Below are 18,504 nucleotides of genomic sequence, written 5' to 3'. Positions count from 1 at the left end.
GAACATTTTAAATTTCTATCGGTGATTTCATATATTTAACTGATATTTGCGTTTTAAAACCAGATGTAATAAACATGGTAAAAGAATTACTCGAAAATTTTGTTCCACAAGATCATATAGGTTGGCTTATTTTAATAGCTATTCTTATTTCTTTTTGTGTCTCTAGTACTAGTTTTCCGGCTATAATAAATGTAGCAAAATCTAAAAACCTTATGGATTTTTCGGGAGGACGTAGTAGCCATTCAGGTAGTGTGCCTAATCTTGGAGGAATTGGTATTTATTTGGGGATTGTGGTTACCTTGACCACTATAGGTGCTGTTTTAGATACGAAAATCTTATTATTGATTTTAGGTGGTGTTACCTTATTGTTTTTCTTAGGTTTAAAAGATGATATTCTTATTTTGTCGCCACGGAAAAAATTTACAGGCCAATTGTTGGCAGCCGGATTACTTATCCTTTTTACCAATACCCGTATAGCAAGTCTTTCTGGAATTTTAGAGATTTACATAATGCCGTATTGGGTATCGGTAATGTTTACCCTTTTTGTATACATTTTAATAATAAATGCCTTTAATTTAATTGATGGTATTGATGGTTTAGCAGGAACTTTAGCCTTAATGGCTGTTGTGGCATTTGCCTATGTGTTTTATCGATACCGTGATATAAGTATGGTCGTTTTAGCAGCTTCAATCATTGGAGCCTTAGTGCCTTTTCTCTTTTTAAATTTTTCAACACGTAACAAAATGTTCTTAGGCGATACCGGATCTATGATTTTAGGGTTTTTAATTGCCGTACTAGCTATTCGTTTTATTAATACATCCGAATTATCAAGCAATGCGCTATATAGCAACTCTTCTCCAATCTTAGTTTTGGCATTTTTATTTTTCCCTTTACTAGATACCTTGCGTATATTTTTTATACGACTCGTGATTCATAAGAAAAGCCCCTTTGTGGCCGATCGAAATCACTTACATCATCGTTTTTTATTTTTAGGATTTTCGCATAGACAAACCACGGCTATTATTGTAGTTACAAATTGTATTCTTATAGGTATCACCTTTATGTTTAAGAATTGGGACATTAATTGGCAATTGGCAATTTTACTTGTAAGTGGAACCATACTCTATTCGCTTTACTTTTTATATAATTGGTTAAAAGGAGGGCGGAAAACTTTAGGGGCCTAATAAAGCAGGGGGCTAATGCTAATGCTTTGTGAATCGCTTTAATACCTTATATTTGTCGTCCTGTTAAAATAATCTACCATGCTCAAAAAACTATTTGTTATTAGTTGTTTATTTATAGTCTGTTCATGTTCTTCAAAAAAAGAGATCTTGTATATGCAAGATGCTGAACAGTTTAATAATACTACAATCACTTATACCAACGCGCCCATTCAACCTAATGATGTCTTACGTATTACGATAAGCGCTTTAATTCCCGAATCTGCTATGCCTTACAATAAGGTTTCTGGTACTACGGGAGGATCTACTATAGACATAATGCAACTGGAGGGCTACTTAGTATCGGAAAATCTGACGATTAATTTCCCTGTTTTAGGGGTATTATCTGTGGCAGAACAAACAACTCAAGAATTTGCGGAATTTCTAAAAAGTAAATTGGAAAATGATGGCCATTTAAAAAATCCCTCTGTGGATGTCCGCCTAGTGAATGCTAAAGTTACCGTTCTAGGAGAGGTGAGGCAACCAGGAACCTTTAATTTTACAGAGCAAAATATTACCTTATTACAAGCCTTAGGGTATGCCGGTGATTTAACCATTAATGGAAAACGTGAGGATGTTTTGATTATGAGAGATGATAATGGCATCCGAAAAATTACACATATAGACTTGACCGGGTCGGAGTGGTTAGATAGTGATTTTTATTATGTGAAACCTAACGATATGATTGTGGTTAATCCTAATAATCCTAAGGTTAAAAGTGCCGGTTTTGTTGGGAATGTAGGGACATTTTTATCTGTGGTTTCTATTTTACTATCTACAGTCCTTATAATTTCAAAATAATATGAGTCCATTACAAGAAAACTTCTATCAAAAATCAAACGATCAAGGGGAGACGATAAAAACTGAAGTTTATAAATATTTAAAACATTGGTATTGGTTTGTTTTAGGGGTGGTCATCACTATAACAGGAGCTATTTTATATTTACGATATACGCCTAAGGTTTATAAATCTAGTGCTAAGATTAAAATATTAAATAAAACTAAAGGTTTAGAATTACCGTCTGCTGCGTTTGTCTTTAACCGATCTAATATCAATCTAGAAAATGAAATAGAAGTGATTAAATCGCAACGGATAAGCGAGGCCGTTGTAGACCGATTAGACCTTACCATGCGTTATTTTGTAGAAGGAAACGTCTTAACGACAGAGATGAGTCAACTTCCTTTTCAAATTCTAAAAACCATTAGTAACGATAGTATAACAAGTAAGGCTTCCTATCGTATCGAGGTAAAAACGTCTGGTTTTGAAGTTACATCACACAACGCGTCTCAGAGTTTAGTATTTCCTAACTTTGATACGACTAAGACCAACCACAATTTACCTTTTGAGTTAAATTTACCTCAGGATTTTAATTTTGAAAACGCGGAAGATAAGGTCTTTATTATTGAAATATCTCCTGTATCTGTTGTTTCAGGCAGTATAAAGAATGGAGTTAAGGTCAATGTTTTAGGGGATAGTGATTTATTAGAGCTTGGTTTTACAAGTCAAAGTAAAGACAAGAATGAGCGTATTTTAAATACCTTAATTGATGTCTTTAATGAAGACGGGATCAATGACCGTCAAGAAATTTCGAGACGTACTATTAATTTTATAGATGAGCGTTTTGACTTACTCGCAAAAGAGTTAGACTCTATTGAGGTAGGAATTCAAGATTATAAGCAAAAAAATGATATTATAACCTTAGAAACTGACGCGGAGTTGGGACTTAGCCAACGTACCTTATCGGAGCAAGAATTGTTCGAGCTTGAAAAGCAACTGATGTTATCAAATCTACTTGGTGAGACGTTAAGACAACCCAATGCTAAATCTGACTTACTGCCAGCTAATATTGGCTTGTCAAGCACCAGTATTAATGGTTTAGTAGATAATTATAATAGTCTAGTCTTAGAGCGCGATAATTTACTTACCAGTGGAGGGGTCAATAACCCTAATGTAGTCCTCTTGAATGGAAAATTAGAAGATATAAAATCTAATATCTTTGCTTCAATTGAGTCTTACGCGAAACAATTAAAAGCTTCCAAAGCGCAGTTAAGTCGTAAAAATAGAAAATTTGCCTCCAAGGTTTATAATTTACCGGCCAAAGAAAAAATCATTACAGATATTACGAGACAACGTGAAATTAAGCAAAGCTTATATTTGTTCTTATTACAAAAACGTGAAGAAGCCGCAATTAATTTAGCCATAACTGAACCTTCGATCAAAGTTGTGGAGTATGCCATTTCACAACATGTACCGATTTCGCCGAATTCAAGGAATATTTATATCATGGGCTTATTGGCTGGTCTGGCGATTCCTTTTGGAATTATCTATGTAATACTATTGTTAGACACCAAAATTAAAGGAAAAGAGGATATTGTAGAACGAAACGCTAAAATCCCTATCGTTGGTGAATTGCCTAAACTAAAAGGAGACCAGTTAATATTTAGCAATCCTGAAGACAATTCAATGCAAGCGGAAGCATTTCGAATTTTAAGTGCTAATGTTGATTATATTTTGCCTGTACATTCTAACAATAAAGGCCGTGTGGTGTTTTGTACCTCAACGATCAAAGGTGAAGGTAAAACCCATGTAAGTATTAATTTATCACTCTCCTTATCGAGTATAAATAAAAAGGTCTTATTGATAGGGGCGGATTTAAGAAATCCTCAAATCCATAACCAAATTAATGAAGATAAACATAAGCTTGGTCTAACCAATTATCTACATGATGAAAACTTTAATTGGAAAGAGGCCATAATTAAAGGGTTTAAAAATCACCCTAATCACGATATAATTTTATCCGGAAGTATACCACCTAATCCAGCGAGTCTTCTAACTAATGGACGTTTTGAACAATTATTAGAGGAAGCTAAATTGGAGTACGATTATATCGTAGTGGATACAGCACCAACCATTTTAGTTACGGATACCATGCTTATTTCTAAATTAGCTGATGCTACTATGTATTTAGTGAGAGCCAATTATACCGAGAAGAACCTCTTAAACTATTCTAAAGAGTTAAATGAATCTGGTAAGCTTAAAAATATGGCTTATGTGTTGAATAGTGTGGAGGCTAATAAATCTTACGGTTACGGTTATAACTACGGCTATAACTATGGTTATGGAGCTAAAAGCTAAAGCCCGTTTTTAATTCTTTTAGCAAGAGGTGACAATTGTCATACTTTATACGCTGCCAATCCGCTACTTTTAATTATCAATTTAAAATTAGAGGTTATGAGAGTTATAGAACCCATTTCAAGCATTATGTCAACCAATATCATTGCCTTAAATAGGGAAGATAACTTGGAGATGGCAGAAGAATTATTTAAAAGACATCATATAAGACACATTCCTGTGGTTAAAGAGGAGGTCGTTATTGGGATGTTAAGTTATACCGATTTACTGCGGATTAGTTTTGCAGATGCCGTATATGATACCGATGATGAGGTTGATTCCTTAGTCTATAATATGTTTAGTATTGACCAAGTGATGGTGAAAAATGTGGTAACCGTAGCCTCTACGGCTTCAATAAAGGAAGTTGCAGAAATACTAGCCACAAGAGAGTTTCATGCCTTACCCGTTGTAGATGATGGCTTACTGGTAGGGATTATTACCACTACCGATCTCATCAATTACCTTTTAAAACAACTATAAAAGAAAAGCGCTTAATTAAGATTAAGCGCTTTTTTTATTATTGGTTAGCAATATGTTTTAAATTCTTAATCGCTAGGGTAGGATCTTCATGTTTAAAAACATGGCTACCAGCCACAAAGGTATCAGCACCTGCTTCAACAAGTTTAGCAATGTTTTGGTCCGTTACACCACCATCAATTTCTATACGCGTCTCTAAGCCTTGCTCGTCAATCATTTTACGAAGGTTCTTTACACGTTTATAGGTAATGTCTTCAAATTTCTGTCCACCAAAACCAGGATTAATAGACATTAACAAAATCATATAACATTCTGGTAAGATATCTTCTAAGACATTTAGCGGTGTAGTAATATTAAGTACAATACCAGCTTTACATCCAGCGTCTTTAATTTGTCTTAACGTACGGTGCAAATGCACAGTAGATTCATAATGTACGGTAATAATATCTGCACCAACCTTAGCAAATTCTTCAATGTAGCGCTCAGGTTGCTCTATCATCAAATGTACATCTAAAGGTTTAGTGGCATGTTTTTTTATCGCTGCAATCACGGGCATACCATAAGAAATGTTTGGCACAAAGTGGCCGTCCATTACATCGATATGAAACCAATCTGCATCACTGTTATTCACCATTTCAGTATCGCGTTGTAAGTTACCAAAATCGGCAGCGAGCATTGAAGGTGCAATTAATTTTGAAGCCATTATAAGTGGTTTTATGAGGTTTTTGCAAATGTAATTAAATTAGAAGGATTATTTTAACTTTTGAAAAAAAGCTGTTTGAAACGATTGCTATTCGATATTGGACAAATTACAACGGATACCTATTAGCGTAGTGAGAGGTAAGAGGAGAAATAAAGAAGCTTGTTTCTGCTTTTGATAAACTAACTATAACCGGATATGAGAGAAAGCCATAGAACTTAGCTAAGTACCTTAAAACAGCAAGAAATGAGAGAGGATCATGCTAAAAGCAATTAGAGGTGACGTTAAACTACGTAAGTTTATAAAAAAGTGAACCCACGGTAATCAGCCGTGGGTTCTTTCATCAATCAAAAAACGAACAGTTATGTTGTAACTGTTGTTACCTTAATTAGGTAGTCGTTAAACCTTGTAAAACCTTACATAAGACGATGTAAGATTTAAGGGGTGTGAAACGTCTAGCCTAAGTATGTTTTTAATATTTTACTTCTAGAAGTATGTTTTAAACGTCTTATTGCTTTCTCTTTAATTTGTCTTACACGTTCACGGGTTAAATCGAAGGTTTCTCCAATCTCTTCTAAGGTCATAGGGTGTTGATTTCCTAAGCCAAAATATAAACGAATAACATCTGCTTCACGTGGTGTAAGAGTTTCTAAAGCACGCTCAATTTCCGTACGTAAAGAATCATGCAACAAATCTCTATCGGGGTTAGGAGACTCTCCACTACGTAATACATCGTAAAGGTTAGAATCTTCTCCTTCTACCAATGGCGCATCCATACTTACATGACGTCCTGAGTTTTTCATAGACTCTTTTACATCATTGATGGTCATGTCTAACTCCTTAGCAATTTCTTCTGCTGAAGGTGGACGCTCATGACTTTGCTCTAGAAATGCAAAAGTCTTGTTGATCTTATTAATAGAACCAATTTTGTTTAAGGGTAAACGTACAATACGCGATTGCTCTGCTAAAGCTTGAAGAATCGATTGACGAATCCACCATACGGCGTAAGAGATAAACTTAAAACCACGTGTTTCATCAAAACGTTGTGCAGCCTTAATTAAACCTAAATTACCTTCATTAATTAAATCTGGTAATGTTAACCCTTGATTTTGGTATTGTTTTGCAACCGATACAACAAAACGTAAATTAGCTTTGGTTAACTTTTCTAAGGCGACTTGGTCTCCTGCTTTAATCCGTTGTGCTAATTCTACTTCTTCGTCTGCTGTAATTAGATCTACCTTACCAATTTCTTGTAAATATTTATCTAGCGATGCGGTCTCCCTGTTGGTAACCTGCTTGGTAATTTTTAGTTGTCTCATGTAATAAAAATGATTTGTGCAATTGAGCTACAACACCATGTTGCTCTTATTATACGCACAAATCGATTTAAATGTTACAGGATTGTTTAAAAACTTTTAAATCTTTAGAAGTTTTATGCTATCTAAGTGAATAGCATCTATGGTTTCATTGGTGAATTTATAGTGCCCTCGCATGGTTATAAGTCTAAACCGATACGATTTAAGTTGACTTAAAGAGTTTAAAAAAAGCCATTTCGATTTTAATAATCGAGGGCGTTCCGATTTTAAACTTAGATCAAAAATGTGTTTTCGTCCTTCTTTTTCGGCAACAATATCTGGAGTCACATCAATATCCGTACCTTTTTTATGGTAAGATTTAGGGGTTTCGTAGCCTTTAAAATCGGCCTTAATATTGGAATACCCTAAGTTTTCAAGGTAAGCGATGGAACTGCGGAGTGCCTTTGCGTATTTAATTTTGTCTTGTGGAATCATAGCTTATATGATACGCAAAAAACCGGAGAATTACAAATTAAAATACTGATAATTAAATATATAGCATTTGTTTGGGTGGTCTTAAATACAATAATGCCTTTGTTAGCGTAGAATTTAGTCGCTTACAAAGGCATTATTAAAAGGATAGCAATCTAATAAAAGGCTATCTGTTAAAAGAGTTGTTGAACAATCTTTAAACTCTTACTTGTCCATCACCATAGACATAATATTTATTGGTAACCAATTGGTTTAATCCTAGTGGCCCACGGTGGTGTAATTTATCGGTACTGATGGCTAATTCTGCACCAACGCCCATTTGTCCGCCATCCGTAAATCGTGTAGAGGCATTATGATACACCGCTGCACTATCTACATTGTGCATAAAATTTAAAGCTTCTGTTTTGTCTTCTGTAATAATAGAAGCCGAATGTTTCCCAGAATAGGTATTAATCATATCAATAGCCTCCTCTGAAGAACTTACTTCACCAATTAAAATTTTAAGGGCTAAAAATTCTTCGTGCCATACGTTTTCTTCAGTAACCACGGTTTTATCCGTTAAAATACGTCCTATTTTAGCGTCTACAAGCACTTCAACTTTATGCTGCTCTAATTTCTCTTGAAGCATTTTTACCTTGGTATCGTACTCCGGAAGATTCTTGTTAATAAGCACCTTATCTAATGCATTACAACCTGATATTTTATCGGTTTTAGCATTGATAATAACATTGACGGCCTTACTCCAATCAGCGTGTTCAGAAACATATAAAAAGTTGTTACCACGTCCACTGATTAAAACGGCACAAGTAGCGTGGGTCTTTACAAAATTAATTAAGCGTTCGCCACCACGAGGTACAATTAAATCTAAAGGTTCCGTAGGGTTCTTTAAAAATTCTTGCGTTTCTTCACGTTGTAAGTGTAATAATTTAATCCAATCCTTAGATAAACCGTTGGCTTCTAAAGCTTCATGCCATAGTTGCTCTAAAATAAGATTACTATTTAAAGCTTCTTTACCACCTTTTAATAAGATTTTATTATTGGCTTTAAAGGCTAAAACTGCCGCTTCAATAGTAACATCTGGTCGCGATTCATAGATAATAAGGATCGTTCCAAACGGCGCTGTAGTATTAACAATATTTAATTTATTGTCTAAGGTTCTATTGGTAATTTCTTTACCAACAGGATCGTCTTGAAGCATTACCGCATTAACCGCCGCAATCATTTCATCGACCTTTTTATCATTGACAATTAAACGATCGTATAAAGCTTGGTCTTCGCGTTGAAAAGCCTCTAAATCTTTTTTATTAGCGTCAATAATAGCTGTTCGTTCCCGTTCTAAAATCGTAATCATCGATTTAAGGACGTTATTTTTTATTTCGGTATTTAAAAGTTTCATGTGTATGTGTTTTTTTTAGAAGTTGAATTAGGCACTGATAAATTTAGTTCCTACTTCTTTATCATTAATAATATCCACAATGACGTTCTCTCTTTTACCGTTGGCAATATAGGTTGGGATATTCTTGTTTGCGGTACCTTTAGCGATCTTTAATTTAGAAGCCATACCACCTCGTCCTTCACCTTCTTTTTTATCAGAAGCTTGAACGTATTTTTCGACGTTTTGATCCGTTTTAACGGTATTTAAAATTTTTGAGTCATCATCATCTGGGTGACCATCATAAAGCCCGTCCGTATCCGAAAGGATAATTAATCGGTCGGCGTCTACTAATTCTGCAATTAAACTTGCAAGCTCATCATTATCAGAAAACATAGACATAGTTAAGGAGACGGCGTCATCTTCATTAGCAATAGGAATCACACCTTCAGACAATAGACCTTCGTAACAGTTAATCATGTTTTCACGGTGTTTCCCGATATCAAAATCGCGCTTAGTCGCTAAAACTTGAGCACATCGCATACCGTAATCGTGAAATAAACTATAATAGTGTCTCATCATTCTTGGTTGGCCAACAGCTGAATATATTTGGCGTCGTATAGACTTGTCTTTTATATCCGTTTTGCCTAAAATTTCCATACCAGCCATTGCTGATCCTGAAGAGACTAAGATAACCATGATATCTTCTTCATAAAGTACAGCGATTTGTCTAACAAGCTCGCGTAGTACAGGTCCTAAAATTCTATTGTCTTTGTTTGTTAATACGTTGGTTCCAACTTTTACAACCACCCGTTTTATATTATCATCCATTGTTTTTGTAATTAAATGCCAGGCGTCATCTCCTGACTTGTAATAATTATTCTTATGTAGGTTATTATTTTACCTAGTAATCAATTATTTATTTAAAGGTTTATTTATTCTTTATTCTTTTCCGAGTTCTATAGCACGATCAAAAGCTGCGTATGCCGCATCTTGAATTAATTGTTTTACATTATTATCGTCCATAGAATCTATAGCCGCCTGTGTGGTTCCTCCTTTAGAAGCCACCTTATCAATCCATGATTTTGGCGAAATGTTATTTTGGTTGAAGAGCTCTATAGCGCCTTCAAAAGTACTGGTCACTAAAACTTTTGAGTCGTAATCTGAAAAGCCCATTTTTTGTGCGGCTTCTAACATAGACTGCATAAAGTAAAATACGTAAGCCGGACCACTACCAGAAATACCCGTAGAGGCATCAATAAAGTTTTCCGTTTTTACATGGATCGATGTTCCTGTAGTATCTAACAGGTTTCTCACCATAATTAATTCTACTTTAGATACGGCGTCAGACTCTGTATAAGAAGTGACCCCTTTACCTACTTGTGCAGGTAAATTAGGCATCGTTCTTACCACTTTCTTTACCTGTAATTTATCTTGAATAGATTCAATGGTAACACCAGCCATTAAGGAAACAAAAATTTGACTGTCGTTTATCAATGACTTCATTTTATCAAACAATCCATCGCTATGGTATGGCTTTACGGCAATAAAAACGATATCGGCTTGTGGTAAGCAGTCCTCTAAATTGTCGTATACGTTGAATCTTAAATCTTTGCTTAAACTTTCAATTTTTTTTGGATCGGTATCAAATATTCTAAGTTTGTGTTTACTAAGTAGTGGCGATGCCGCCATACCTTCAGAATACGTTAAGCCCATATTACCGGCTCCAATTACTAATACTTTCATAATTTGTTTTATAATATAACTGACACTACTGTCAATGGCCTTATTAGCCGCAATTACTGTGCGACAGTGCCAAATAGAAATTCTCATTTAAAGATTTTGGGTATCTTAAGGAATTTATTCGTATCGTTAACATTTTATCAATTTTATTGAAGAATTGTTTCGGATGTCATAATTCAAGAAAAATACGATTTGCACAGAAGTGTCATTTTGTCGGTGACAAATTGTGAATAGGAACAAAAAAAAGTCCGCAACATGTAAGTGTTTACGGACTTTAGTAAGTTGTTCTTTAAAAGAAAGGTTTATTTTTTTTCTGGCAATCCACGGGTTAACCAACCTCTTCGGCTTGCTGTTGCAATGGCATATGGTGTTATCCAAAATAGCGCAAAAGTGTATACTATACTATAGGTATAGGCCCAAACGGCTTCCTTAATTTCATAACGGTAACCGAAAAATAAGACTGAAAATGTTGAGAACACTAAGATGCTTAATAAGGTAGAACCTAAAAAGAGTAGAGGATGCGTTAGTACAAAAAACAACATGAATAAGACAAATGGGTAGCTCATGATTATTCTAGACGCTTGACTTAAAAAGAGTAAGCGACTTCCAAACTTACTGCCTGCTTTAAAATTTGTAAAGACATATTTAGACATCGCAATATTTTCTCTCACATTACTACGTCCCCAACGTATAAACATTTTATAGAGGCCTAAGTATTGATCTGGGACATTCGTGTAGGCGACAGCGTCTTTTTGAAATAAAACATGCTTTCCTTGTTTCAGAATCATGTTAGTCAGCGCGCGATCTTCTCCAATATCTGAGGGTTGTCCCATAAACGTTTGGTTAATCCATTCTGGTAAACAATTAAAGACGGCTGTTCTGCTGTAGGCTGCTAGTGCGCCGGGTGTACATAAAACCGAGTTCAGGTTGCTTTCTGCTGATCGTACAAATTCAAAACTCATCACAAAACTGACGTCCAACATTTTAGGAAGCATTTCTTTTTTATTGTTCAGAACTCTAATATTTCCGGCAACGGCACCACAATTTTCATCCTTTACAAAAGGACTTACTAAATTTCTTAGCGTGTCTTCAGTCACAATAGAATCACTGTCTACCGTCACAAAAATATCGCCATTTCCTAAGTTAAATCCTCTGTATAGCGCATGACGCTTTCCTTTGTTTTCGGGTTGTTGTAGGATTTCTAAACGCGATCCTAACTTGTCTTTAGCGTCTTGCATCCATTCCCAAGTATCATCCACACTTCCATCATCAATAGATAAAATTTGAAGTTTTTCTTTAGGATAGTTACTCGCCTCTAAACTCATTAAAGTATCCCAAACTTGTTTGCCTTCATTATAAGCGGGAACAATAACGGTCACGGTTGGTAGTTCTTTATCGCTTACCGATGCAACAGGTTTATATTTAAAATAGTTATAGATGGTATAGATGAAAAATGCGGCTTTATATATAAACAAGCCTAAAGCGACAGTCATAAAGGTTAAACCTAAGGTAGTGCTTTTACGATCGGCGTTGAATTTTTCAAAATCATTAAAAAAGACGTAAAAGAAATAGATACCAATACTTATTAACAAGAATGTACTAAATAAGACAATTTTATTGTGAAAGTTATGGGGCTTTGGTTTGCTGTTGAAAGTGAATTTGTTCGTTCGAGATTGTTTTGTTGAGGAGGATCGTTTTGACATCATAAAAATGAAGTTGTTAGTTGTTGATTGCGACTAAATTGTTTGGAGTATATACGGCGACACTTTCAACTTAGACCATGCCGATGTATTTATTAAGAAAACTTTATAATTTCTAAGGGCTTGATTTTACTGCTGATTTAAAGCGTTTTTAGAGGGAAGTCTTGTTGAAAAGTAGACGTCTATAAGCATTATTATTGTTGAAGGACCTTAAGAGCGCGTGCGAGGTTTTGAGTGTCTTGCAACCTTTTAATTACTAGAGTTGACCAAATACGGAGCGGGGAGATGAAGCGGTTTGGCTTATGTGGTAAGGGGCATTGTGATAGAACTTCGCTTAGCTCTAGAGATGACTTTTGGGTTGGCTGTAATGGGAGAAGTATTACAAGCAAATGTATAGGGGCTAGAAAACAAAAAAAACCGCTTCATTATTATGAAGCGGTTTTAAATTTATAGACTTAAAAAGAATTAATCTTCTTTCTTTTCTTCTCTAGGTTTACGATCATCACGTCTGTTGTCACGTCCGCGATTATCTCTTCCTCTGTTATCACGTCCACCAGAACGTTTGTCATCTCTTGGTGGTCTTGCTACATAACCTTCTGGTTTTGGTAAGATGGCCTTACGAGATACTTTTTCTTTACGTGTTCTAGAATCGATACCAAAGTACTTCACATCAAATACATCTCCCATGTTTACAACATCAGATACATTTTCTGTACGTTCCCATGCAAGTTCAGAAACGTGTAATAAGACTTCGTTTCCTGGAGCTTCTGTATATTCTACAACAGCACCAAAGTCAAGCATTTTAATAACTTTAACTTCGTAAATGCTACCAACTTGAGGCTTAAATAATAAAGAATCAATTTTAGCCATTACAGCATCAATACCTTTTTTACCAACACCTAAAATTTCAACAATACCTTCTTCTGTTACAGGATCTTCATTAATAACAATAGTGGTTTCTGTTTCTTTTTGCATTTCCTGAATTACTTTTCCACCAGGACCAATTAAGGCACCGATAAACTCATTAGGAATACGTCTAGAAATCATTGTAGGCGCATGCTCTTTAACATCTTGGTTAGGCGTGTCAATAGTATCTGTAATTTTACCTAAGATATGTAAACGACCGTCACGGGCTTGTTTTAAAGCGTTAACAAGGATTTCATAAGATAATCCTTTTACTTTGATATCCATTTGACAAGCTGTAATACCATCTGCAGTACCTGTAACTTTAAAATCCATATCTCCTAAGTGATCTTCATCACCTAAGATATCAGATAATACGGCGTATTTTCCAGAATCAGCATCAGAAATTAATCCCATTGCAATACCAGAAACAGGTTTCTTTAATTGTACACCAGCATCCATCATTGCCATAGTACCAGCACAAACCGTTGCCATAGAAGAAGAACCGTTAGATTCTAAAATCTCTGAAACCACACGTACTGTGTAAGGACAATCATCAGGAACCATACCTTTTAAAGCACGTTGTGCTAAGTTACCATGTCCTACCTCACGACGAGATGTTCCACGGATTGGTCTCGCTTCTCCAGTTGAGAAAGGAGGGAAGTTATAGTGTAAATAGAAACGCTCTTCACCTTCGTAAGATGGCATGTCTATTTGGTTAGCTTCTCTACTTGTACCTAAAGTCACTGTCGCTAAAGCTTGAGTTTCTCCACGTGTGAAAATAGAAGAACCGTGTGTAGATGGTAAGTAATCTACCTCACACCAGATTGGCCTAATGTCTGTAGTTTTACGTCCATCTAAACGTAAACCTTCATTTAAAGTTAAATCTCTAACCGCAGCTTTTTCAGCTTTAGAGTAATATTTTGAAATTAATCCACCAAAATCTTCTTGTTCTTCTTCAGAAAAAGAGGCTTTGATTTCTTCTTTTATTTCTGCAAATGCAGCACTTCTTTCATGCTTAGAAGATCCGGCTTTTGCTACAGCATAAACTTTATCGTATGCCATATCATGAACCTTCTTCGCTAAGTCTTCATCAGTTCTTTCTGGTTCGTACTCACGAACGTCTTTCTTACCGAAGGCTTCAGCTAATTTTACTTGAGCAGCACATTGTACTTTAATGGCTTCATGAGCAAATTTGATCGCTTCAGTCATTTCTTCTTCAGAAATCTCATCCATTTCACCTTCTACCATCATTACAGAATCAGCAGAAGCACCAATCATCATATCGATGTCAGATTCTTCTAATTGAGAACGTGTAGGGTTAATGATAAATTCTCCGTTTACACGACCAACTCTTGCTTCAGAAATTGGGCATTCAAAAGGGAAATCTGATAATTGAATAGCAGCAGAAGCGGCTAAACCTGCCATAGCATCTGGCATAACATCATCATCATGAGACATTAATTGAATCATCACCTGAGTTTCAGAGTGATAATCTTTTGGGAATAATGGACGTAAAACACGGTCTACTAAACGCATGGTTAATACTTCTCCATCACTAGGTCTTGCTTCTCTTTTAAAGAAACCTCCTGGGTAACGCCCAGCAGCTGCAAATTTTTCGCGATAATCTACCGTTAAAGGTAAAAAGTCTACATCGGCTTGCTTGTAGTTAGAAACAACTGTACATAGTAACATACATTTTCCTGACTGTACAACAACAGAACCATGGGCCTGTTTTGCTAATTTTCCGGTTTCGATAGAGATTTCTCTACCATCCCCTAGGTCAATGACCTCTTTAAAAACTTTTGGAATCATAAATTTTTTAATTCTAATTAAACAATGGTCGTTGTGTTGTTGTGTAGTTGTTGTTGTTGGTGACCAATGAAAAACCGCGAACCCTAAAATTAACTTAGGATTTTTATGCTATTTTTTACGATTGTTAAACTCTTACGTGTGAGTTGTATAGAAAACAAAAAGCCACGCTAAATGCGTGGCCTTTATATTGAGATTATTTTCTTAATCCTAATTCTTTAACGATAGCACGATATCTTAAGACATCTTTCTTAGTTAAATAATCTAATAAAGCACGACGCTTACCTACTAATTTAACTAGTGAACGCTCCGTATTAAAATCTTTACGATTTCTTTTTAAGTGTTCTGTTAAATGATTAATTCTTACAGTAAATAATGCAATTTGTCCTTCTGCAGAACCAGTGTCTTGCGCGTTTTTACCGTGTTTTGTGAAAAGCTCTTCTTTTCCTTTTTGATTTAAATACATGCTAATATTGTTGTAAATGATTTTTATGTACACGAAAGCATCTCTTTCGAGCCGCAAATATACTATTTTTTTGTGATTTAAATTTTTTTTCGTAACTTTTTGATATTCTTAAGCCTATATTGATTTTATAGTTTTAGACCTCCCCTTAGCCGAACTAGCAACTTTCAATAAATTAATCCTAACAATCGCTATGTATGAAAGTTTCAAATCATCTCCGAAATTTCTCTAACGCCTATGACGTTCTAGAGCAAACCTTTAATAACACTTACAATGGCATTGCTATTGTAAATTTAGATGGAAATTGGTTAAAAGTCAATGAGAGTGTCTGTGATATTCTTGGCTATACCCGATGGGATCTGTTTAATATGGATATTGATAATATCGTTTATGCTGAAGATCTTGGCGTTCACGAAGAAAAATTTGAACGCCTCATTAATGGCGATATCAAAAAATACAGGGTTAAACAACGCTACTTTCATAAAGATGGGTCTATTGTTTGGGTTTTAATCTCTGTATCGCTCGTTTATTTTAAAACGGGACGCCCTCATATGATATGGCAGTTTACAGATATTACCAAGCGCCAAAAAATAGAAAATAAGTTAAAGGCCATGCTTACCGTTGCCGATGAGCAGAATAAGCGTCTAAACGCTTTTGCAGAAATTGTGACTCATAATTTACGATCGCATGCCGGGAATTTAGAAATCATTACCGAGTTTTTAGCTGAAGATTATACGGACTTTGATACGAATGAAAATTTTCAGCTTCTTAAAAAGGCGGTAGATAATCTACAAGAAACGGTAGCCCACTTAACAGAAGTTGGTAAAATAAGAGTGATAGAAGATTCTAAATTGGAAGCCTTAAACCTTCATGATTTTACCGAAAAAGCCATCTATAATATTATTGCCTTAGCCCAGAACGCCGATGCAGTAATAGCCAATGAAATTGATGAAGACATTTGTGTTAAAGGTGTGGCGGCGTATTTAGATAGTATTTTAATTAACTTTCTTACGAATGCCATAAAATATAGATCTGAAAAACGACGATTAGAAGTCCACCTCAGTTGTACTCTGGATACGGATTATGTATTGCTTAAAATTAAAGACAATGGTTTAGGGATTGATATGGAAAAATTTGGAGAGAAACTCTTTCATATGTACAATACCTTTCACTGCAATGAAGATGCTATAGGCATTGGATTATTCATTACAAAAAATCATATTGAATCTTTAGGAGGACGGGTAGAAGTGAATAGTGTGGTAGATGAAGGGACTGAGTTTTTAATCTACCTCAAAATGTGCGATTCTAGTATAACGGAATAAATATTAAAGCTATAAAAAAAGCGTTTCTTTAAAGAAACGCTTTTTTTTATAGGTAATAATGCGGAGTCGTTTATAATACGTCAATAGTTGCAGTAACATCAAAAGTTACAATAACATCAAAAACCACAGGAGTGGCATTAACAGTACCCGATACTAAAATGCTAACCACCGTGTTACTCTCTAAATCTGTAGCAATGGCATTTAATAAGCTTACATCTGAAATGGTGTAGATGGTATTGTCTATATCAGACTGCTCTAAATTAATATTTTCTAGCGTGATGCTTTCCGTACCAAAGGTTAAAGACCCTTCAGTTAATGTGGCATCTTCAATCCCTGTATAATTTGTAATTTCATATGTTAGGGAGTTCAACGTGATATCTTGAATTAAATCAATGTTATCTTGAATATCCTGATTAGAGGAAATATCTAAGGTTGCCGATTGTGTAATACTTTGGGGTTGGCCTTCAGAATCTTCAGAGGCAGAAACACTAATGGTAGTGGTGAAATCGTCTGTGACGTTAAATTCTGTAAGTTCGTCAAGGTCATCACAAGAAAATGTGGTCACCATGAGCAGTAAAATGGCGGTAAGTTGTGCTGTAGTTTTCATCATAGTATGTGTTTTGCTGTTTGCTTAATGGGTGCTGAAGCCATAAAAACGCAAACAAGGTTGAACCTGCAAGATATTAATTTAAAAACTAATATACTAAAAAAGAGGCGTTTAAGCCTCTTTTTTTTATTTGTTCATTAAGCCCTTACAGCTTGATTCTTAACCAAATCAATGTAGAGGTTAACACGTTTCTTAAGATCTTTACGATGTGTAATAAAATCTAAGAATCCATGTTCTAATAAAAATTCTGAAGTTTGAAATCCTTCAGGAAGTTCTTTTCCGGTGGTATCTCTAACAATTCTTGGACCTGCAAAGCCAATTAATGCGCCAGGTTCAGCAATATTAATATCTCCTAGCATAGCAAATGATGCTGTGGTTCCTCCTGTAGTAGGATCGGTACATAAAGAGATGTAAGGAATACCAGCGTCTGCTAATTGCGCAAGTTTTACTGATGTTTTTGCTAATTGCATTAAAGATAATGCCGCTTCCATCATACGTGCACCACCAGATTTACTGATAATCATTAAAGGGGTTTCATTCTTTAAGGCGTAATCTGCAGCACGTGCAATTTTTTCACCAACAACACTTCCCATTGAACCTCCAATAAAAGCGAAATCCATACAAGCAATAACCAAGTCTTCGCCATTAGATTTTCCTACTGCAGTACGTACAGCATCTTTTAAGTTGGTTTTAGCTTGCGCTGCTTTTAAACGATCTGGATACTTCTTGGTATCTTCAAATTTAAGCGGGTCTTTAGATGTTAAGTTAGCATCGAGTTCCGTGAATTTATTATCGTCAAATAAAATTTGGAAATACTCGTTACTTCCAATTCTTACGTGGTAGCCATCTTCTGGGCTTACATAAAAGTTTTGTTCTAATTCTTTGGTGTCAATTATTTTTCCAGTAGGAGATTTATACCAAAGGCCTTTAGGGGTATCTTTCTTTTCTTCAGTTGAGGTATGAATACCTTTTTCTTTTCTTTTAAACCAAGCCATATAAATTTACAATTTTGGATCCTTAGCCAATGCTTCGGACAGGTTTATGATTTTTAGAGGTTTTAAATCTTAAAATCGGTCTTTTAAGTTAGTTATTAGTTACTAGACTAAGAGTGCAAAATTACTATTTTATTAAATATAACTCAAAAATAGAGCAAGCTATCTCTAAAATGCAGTCTTAAAAGCAAATAAAAACCCGTTAAAACTCTGATTATAAGTTTTAACGGGTTT

At 35.2% G+C, this 18,504-nt stretch carries 16 protein-coding genes; 5 read left to right on the top strand and 11 right to left on the bottom strand.

The features are described from left to right. Positions 1-74: 74 nt before the first annotated feature. From ACFQ13_RS10435 to ACFQ13_RS10420, 4 genes are all read left to right on the top strand, one after another. Entirely contained in the window at positions 75-1,184 is a 1,110-nt protein-coding gene (locus tag ACFQ13_RS10435; protein WP_386117025.1) for an MraY family glycosyltransferase, read from the top strand. A gap of 78 nt (positions 1,185-1,262) precedes the next feature. Next, positions 1,263-2,021, top strand: coding sequence for a polysaccharide biosynthesis/export family protein (locus ACFQ13_RS10430; RefSeq protein WP_386117023.1), 759 nt, complete (start codon positions 1,263-1,265; stop codon positions 2,019-2,021). A gap of 1 nt (position 2,022) precedes the next feature. Next, positions 2,023-4,356 (top strand): GumC family protein, encoded by a 2,334-nt coding sequence (locus ACFQ13_RS10425; RefSeq protein ID WP_386117021.1) that lies wholly within the window; start codon positions 2,023-2,025, stop codon positions 4,354-4,356. Positions 4,357-4,452: 96 nt separating this feature from the next. Continuing rightward, positions 4,453-4,872 carry a CBS domain-containing protein gene (locus tag ACFQ13_RS10420; protein WP_114310640.1) on the top strand — a complete coding sequence of 140 codons (420 nt, stop codon included), beginning with the start codon at positions 4,453-4,455 and terminating at the stop codon, positions 4,870-4,872. A 37-nt stretch (positions 4,873-4,909) separates the two neighbouring features. On the opposite strand, the gene rpe is transcribed toward ACFQ13_RS10420, so the two are convergent. The 9 genes from rpe to rpsO all read right to left on the bottom strand — a co-directional run bounded on the left by rpe (position 4,910) and on the right by rpsO (position 15,352). Beyond that, the gene (gene rpe, locus ACFQ13_RS10415) at positions 4,910-5,572 is read right to left on the bottom strand and encodes a ribulose-phosphate 3-epimerase (RefSeq protein WP_114310639.1); all 663 of its coding nucleotides are present in this window, start codon (positions 5,570-5,572) and stop codon (positions 4,910-4,912) included. 452 nt (positions 5,573-6,024) lie between these two features. After that, a complete protein-coding gene (locus ACFQ13_RS10410; RefSeq protein ID WP_114310638.1) occupies positions 6,025-6,888 on the bottom strand; it encodes a sigma-70 family RNA polymerase sigma factor in 864 nt (287 codons plus the stop codon). Between the two features lie 96 nt (positions 6,889-6,984). After that, positions 6,985-7,359, bottom strand: a complete 375-nt coding sequence (locus ACFQ13_RS10405; RefSeq protein ID WP_114310637.1) for a hypothetical protein — start codon at positions 7,357-7,359, stop codon at positions 6,985-6,987. A gap of 193 nt (positions 7,360-7,552) precedes the next feature. Then, the gene (locus ACFQ13_RS10400) at positions 7,553-8,752 is read right to left on the bottom strand and encodes a glutamate-5-semialdehyde dehydrogenase (RefSeq protein ID WP_386117018.1); all 1,200 of its coding nucleotides are present in this window, start codon (positions 8,750-8,752) and stop codon (positions 7,553-7,555) included. A 27-nt stretch (positions 8,753-8,779) separates the two neighbouring features. Continuing rightward, positions 8,780-9,559 carry a glutamate 5-kinase gene (gene proB / locus ACFQ13_RS10395; RefSeq protein ID WP_386117016.1) on the bottom strand — a complete coding sequence of 260 codons (780 nt, stop codon included), beginning with the start codon at positions 9,557-9,559 and terminating at the stop codon, positions 8,780-8,782. Positions 9,560-9,670: 111 nt separating this feature from the next. Continuing rightward, entirely contained in the window at positions 9,671-10,474 is an 804-nt protein-coding gene (gene proC / locus ACFQ13_RS10390) for a pyrroline-5-carboxylate reductase (RefSeq protein ID WP_386119420.1), read from the bottom strand. 299 nt (positions 10,475-10,773) lie between these two features. Then, positions 10,774-12,174 (bottom strand): glycosyltransferase, encoded by a 1,401-nt coding sequence (locus tag ACFQ13_RS10385; protein WP_386119418.1) that lies wholly within the window; start codon positions 12,172-12,174, stop codon positions 10,774-10,776. Positions 12,175-12,636: 462 nt separating this feature from the next. After that, the gene (locus ACFQ13_RS10380) at positions 12,637-14,889 is read right to left on the bottom strand and encodes a polyribonucleotide nucleotidyltransferase (protein ID WP_386117013.1); all 2,253 of its coding nucleotides are present in this window, start codon (positions 14,887-14,889) and stop codon (positions 12,637-12,639) included. Between the two features lie 193 nt (positions 14,890-15,082). Further along, complete coding sequence (rpsO, locus tag ACFQ13_RS10375) at positions 15,083-15,352, bottom strand: 30S ribosomal protein S15 (protein WP_114310632.1); 270 nt, start codon at positions 15,350-15,352, stop codon at positions 15,083-15,085. Between the two features lie 194 nt (positions 15,353-15,546). Here rpsO and ACFQ13_RS10370 point away from each other — a divergent pair, with 194 nt between their 5' ends. Then, complete coding sequence (locus ACFQ13_RS10370) at positions 15,547-16,671, top strand: sensor histidine kinase (RefSeq protein ID WP_386117011.1); 1,125 nt, start codon at positions 15,547-15,549, stop codon at positions 16,669-16,671. Between the two features lie 70 nt (positions 16,672-16,741). Here ACFQ13_RS10370 and ACFQ13_RS10365 read toward each other — a convergent pair whose 3' ends face one another. Together ACFQ13_RS10365 and accD are read right to left on the bottom strand one after the other, a co-directional pair. Further along, positions 16,742-17,281 carry a hypothetical protein gene (locus ACFQ13_RS10365; RefSeq protein ID WP_386117009.1) on the bottom strand — a complete coding sequence of 180 codons (540 nt, stop codon included), beginning with the start codon at positions 17,279-17,281 and terminating at the stop codon, positions 16,742-16,744. A gap of 134 nt (positions 17,282-17,415) precedes the next feature. Next, positions 17,416-18,273 (bottom strand): acetyl-CoA carboxylase, carboxyltransferase subunit beta, encoded by an 858-nt coding sequence (gene accD, locus ACFQ13_RS10360; RefSeq protein ID WP_114310629.1) that lies wholly within the window; start codon positions 18,271-18,273, stop codon positions 17,416-17,418. Between the last annotated feature and the right edge of the window lie 231 nt (positions 18,274-18,504).

The organism is Winogradskyella rapida, from assembly GCF_042675845.1.
GTDB classification, from domain to species: Bacteria; Bacteroidota; Bacteroidia; order Flavobacteriales; family Flavobacteriaceae; genus Winogradskyella; species Winogradskyella rapida.
This window is presented reverse-complemented; position numbering and strand designations above follow the sequence as displayed.

What these genes read in the sequence shown, in the direction of transcription:
- ACFQ13_RS10435 (WP_386117025.1), top strand. Translation starts at nt 75, where the DNA reads ATGGTAAAAGAATTACTCGAAAATTTTGTTCCACAAGATCATATAGGT.
- ACFQ13_RS10430 (WP_386117023.1), top strand. Translation starts at nt 1,263, where the DNA reads ATGCTCAAAAAACTATTTGTTATTAGTTGTTTATTTATAGTCTGTTCA.
- ACFQ13_RS10425 (WP_386117021.1), top strand. Translation starts at nt 2,023, where the DNA reads ATGAGTCCATTACAAGAAAACTTCTATCAAAAATCAAACGATCAAGGG.
- ACFQ13_RS10420 (WP_114310640.1), top strand. Translation starts at nt 4,453, where the DNA reads ATGAGAGTTATAGAACCCATTTCAAGCATTATGTCAACCAATATCATT.
- rpe (WP_114310639.1), bottom strand. Translation starts at nt 5,572, where the DNA reads ATGGCTTCAAAATTAATTGCACCTTCAATGCTCGCTGCCGATTTTGGT.
- ACFQ13_RS10410 (WP_114310638.1), bottom strand. Translation starts at nt 6,888, where the DNA reads ATGAGACAACTAAAAATTACCAAGCAGGTTACCAACAGGGAGACCGCA.
- ACFQ13_RS10405 (WP_114310637.1), bottom strand. Translation starts at nt 7,359, where the DNA reads ATGATTCCACAAGACAAAATTAAATACGCAAAGGCACTCCGCAGTTCC.
- ACFQ13_RS10400 (WP_386117018.1), bottom strand. Translation starts at nt 8,752, where the DNA reads ATGAAACTTTTAAATACCGAAATAAAAAATAACGTCCTTAAATCGATG.
- proB (WP_386117016.1), bottom strand. Translation starts at nt 9,559, where the DNA reads ATGGATGATAATATAAAACGGGTGGTTGTAAAAGTTGGAACCAACGTA.
- proC (WP_386119420.1), bottom strand. Translation starts at nt 10,474, where the DNA reads ATGAAAGTATTAGTAATTGGAGCCGGTAATATGGGCTTAACGTATTCT.
- ACFQ13_RS10385 (WP_386119418.1), bottom strand. Translation starts at nt 12,174, where the DNA reads ATGTCAAAACGATCCTCCTCAACAAAACAATCTCGAACGAACAAATTC.
- ACFQ13_RS10380 (WP_386117013.1), bottom strand. Translation starts at nt 14,889, where the DNA reads ATGATTCCAAAAGTTTTTAAAGAGGTCATTGACCTAGGGGATGGTAGA.
- rpsO (WP_114310632.1), bottom strand. Translation starts at nt 15,352, where the DNA reads ATGTATTTAAATCAAAAAGGAAAAGAAGAGCTTTTCACAAAACACGGT.
- ACFQ13_RS10370 (WP_386117011.1), top strand. Translation starts at nt 15,547, where the DNA reads ATGAAAGTTTCAAATCATCTCCGAAATTTCTCTAACGCCTATGACGTT.
- ACFQ13_RS10365 (WP_386117009.1), bottom strand. Translation starts at nt 17,281, where the DNA reads ATGATGAAAACTACAGCACAACTTACCGCCATTTTACTGCTCATGGTG.
- accD (WP_114310629.1), bottom strand. Translation starts at nt 18,273, where the DNA reads ATGGCTTGGTTTAAAAGAAAAGAAAAAGGTATTCATACCTCAACTGAA.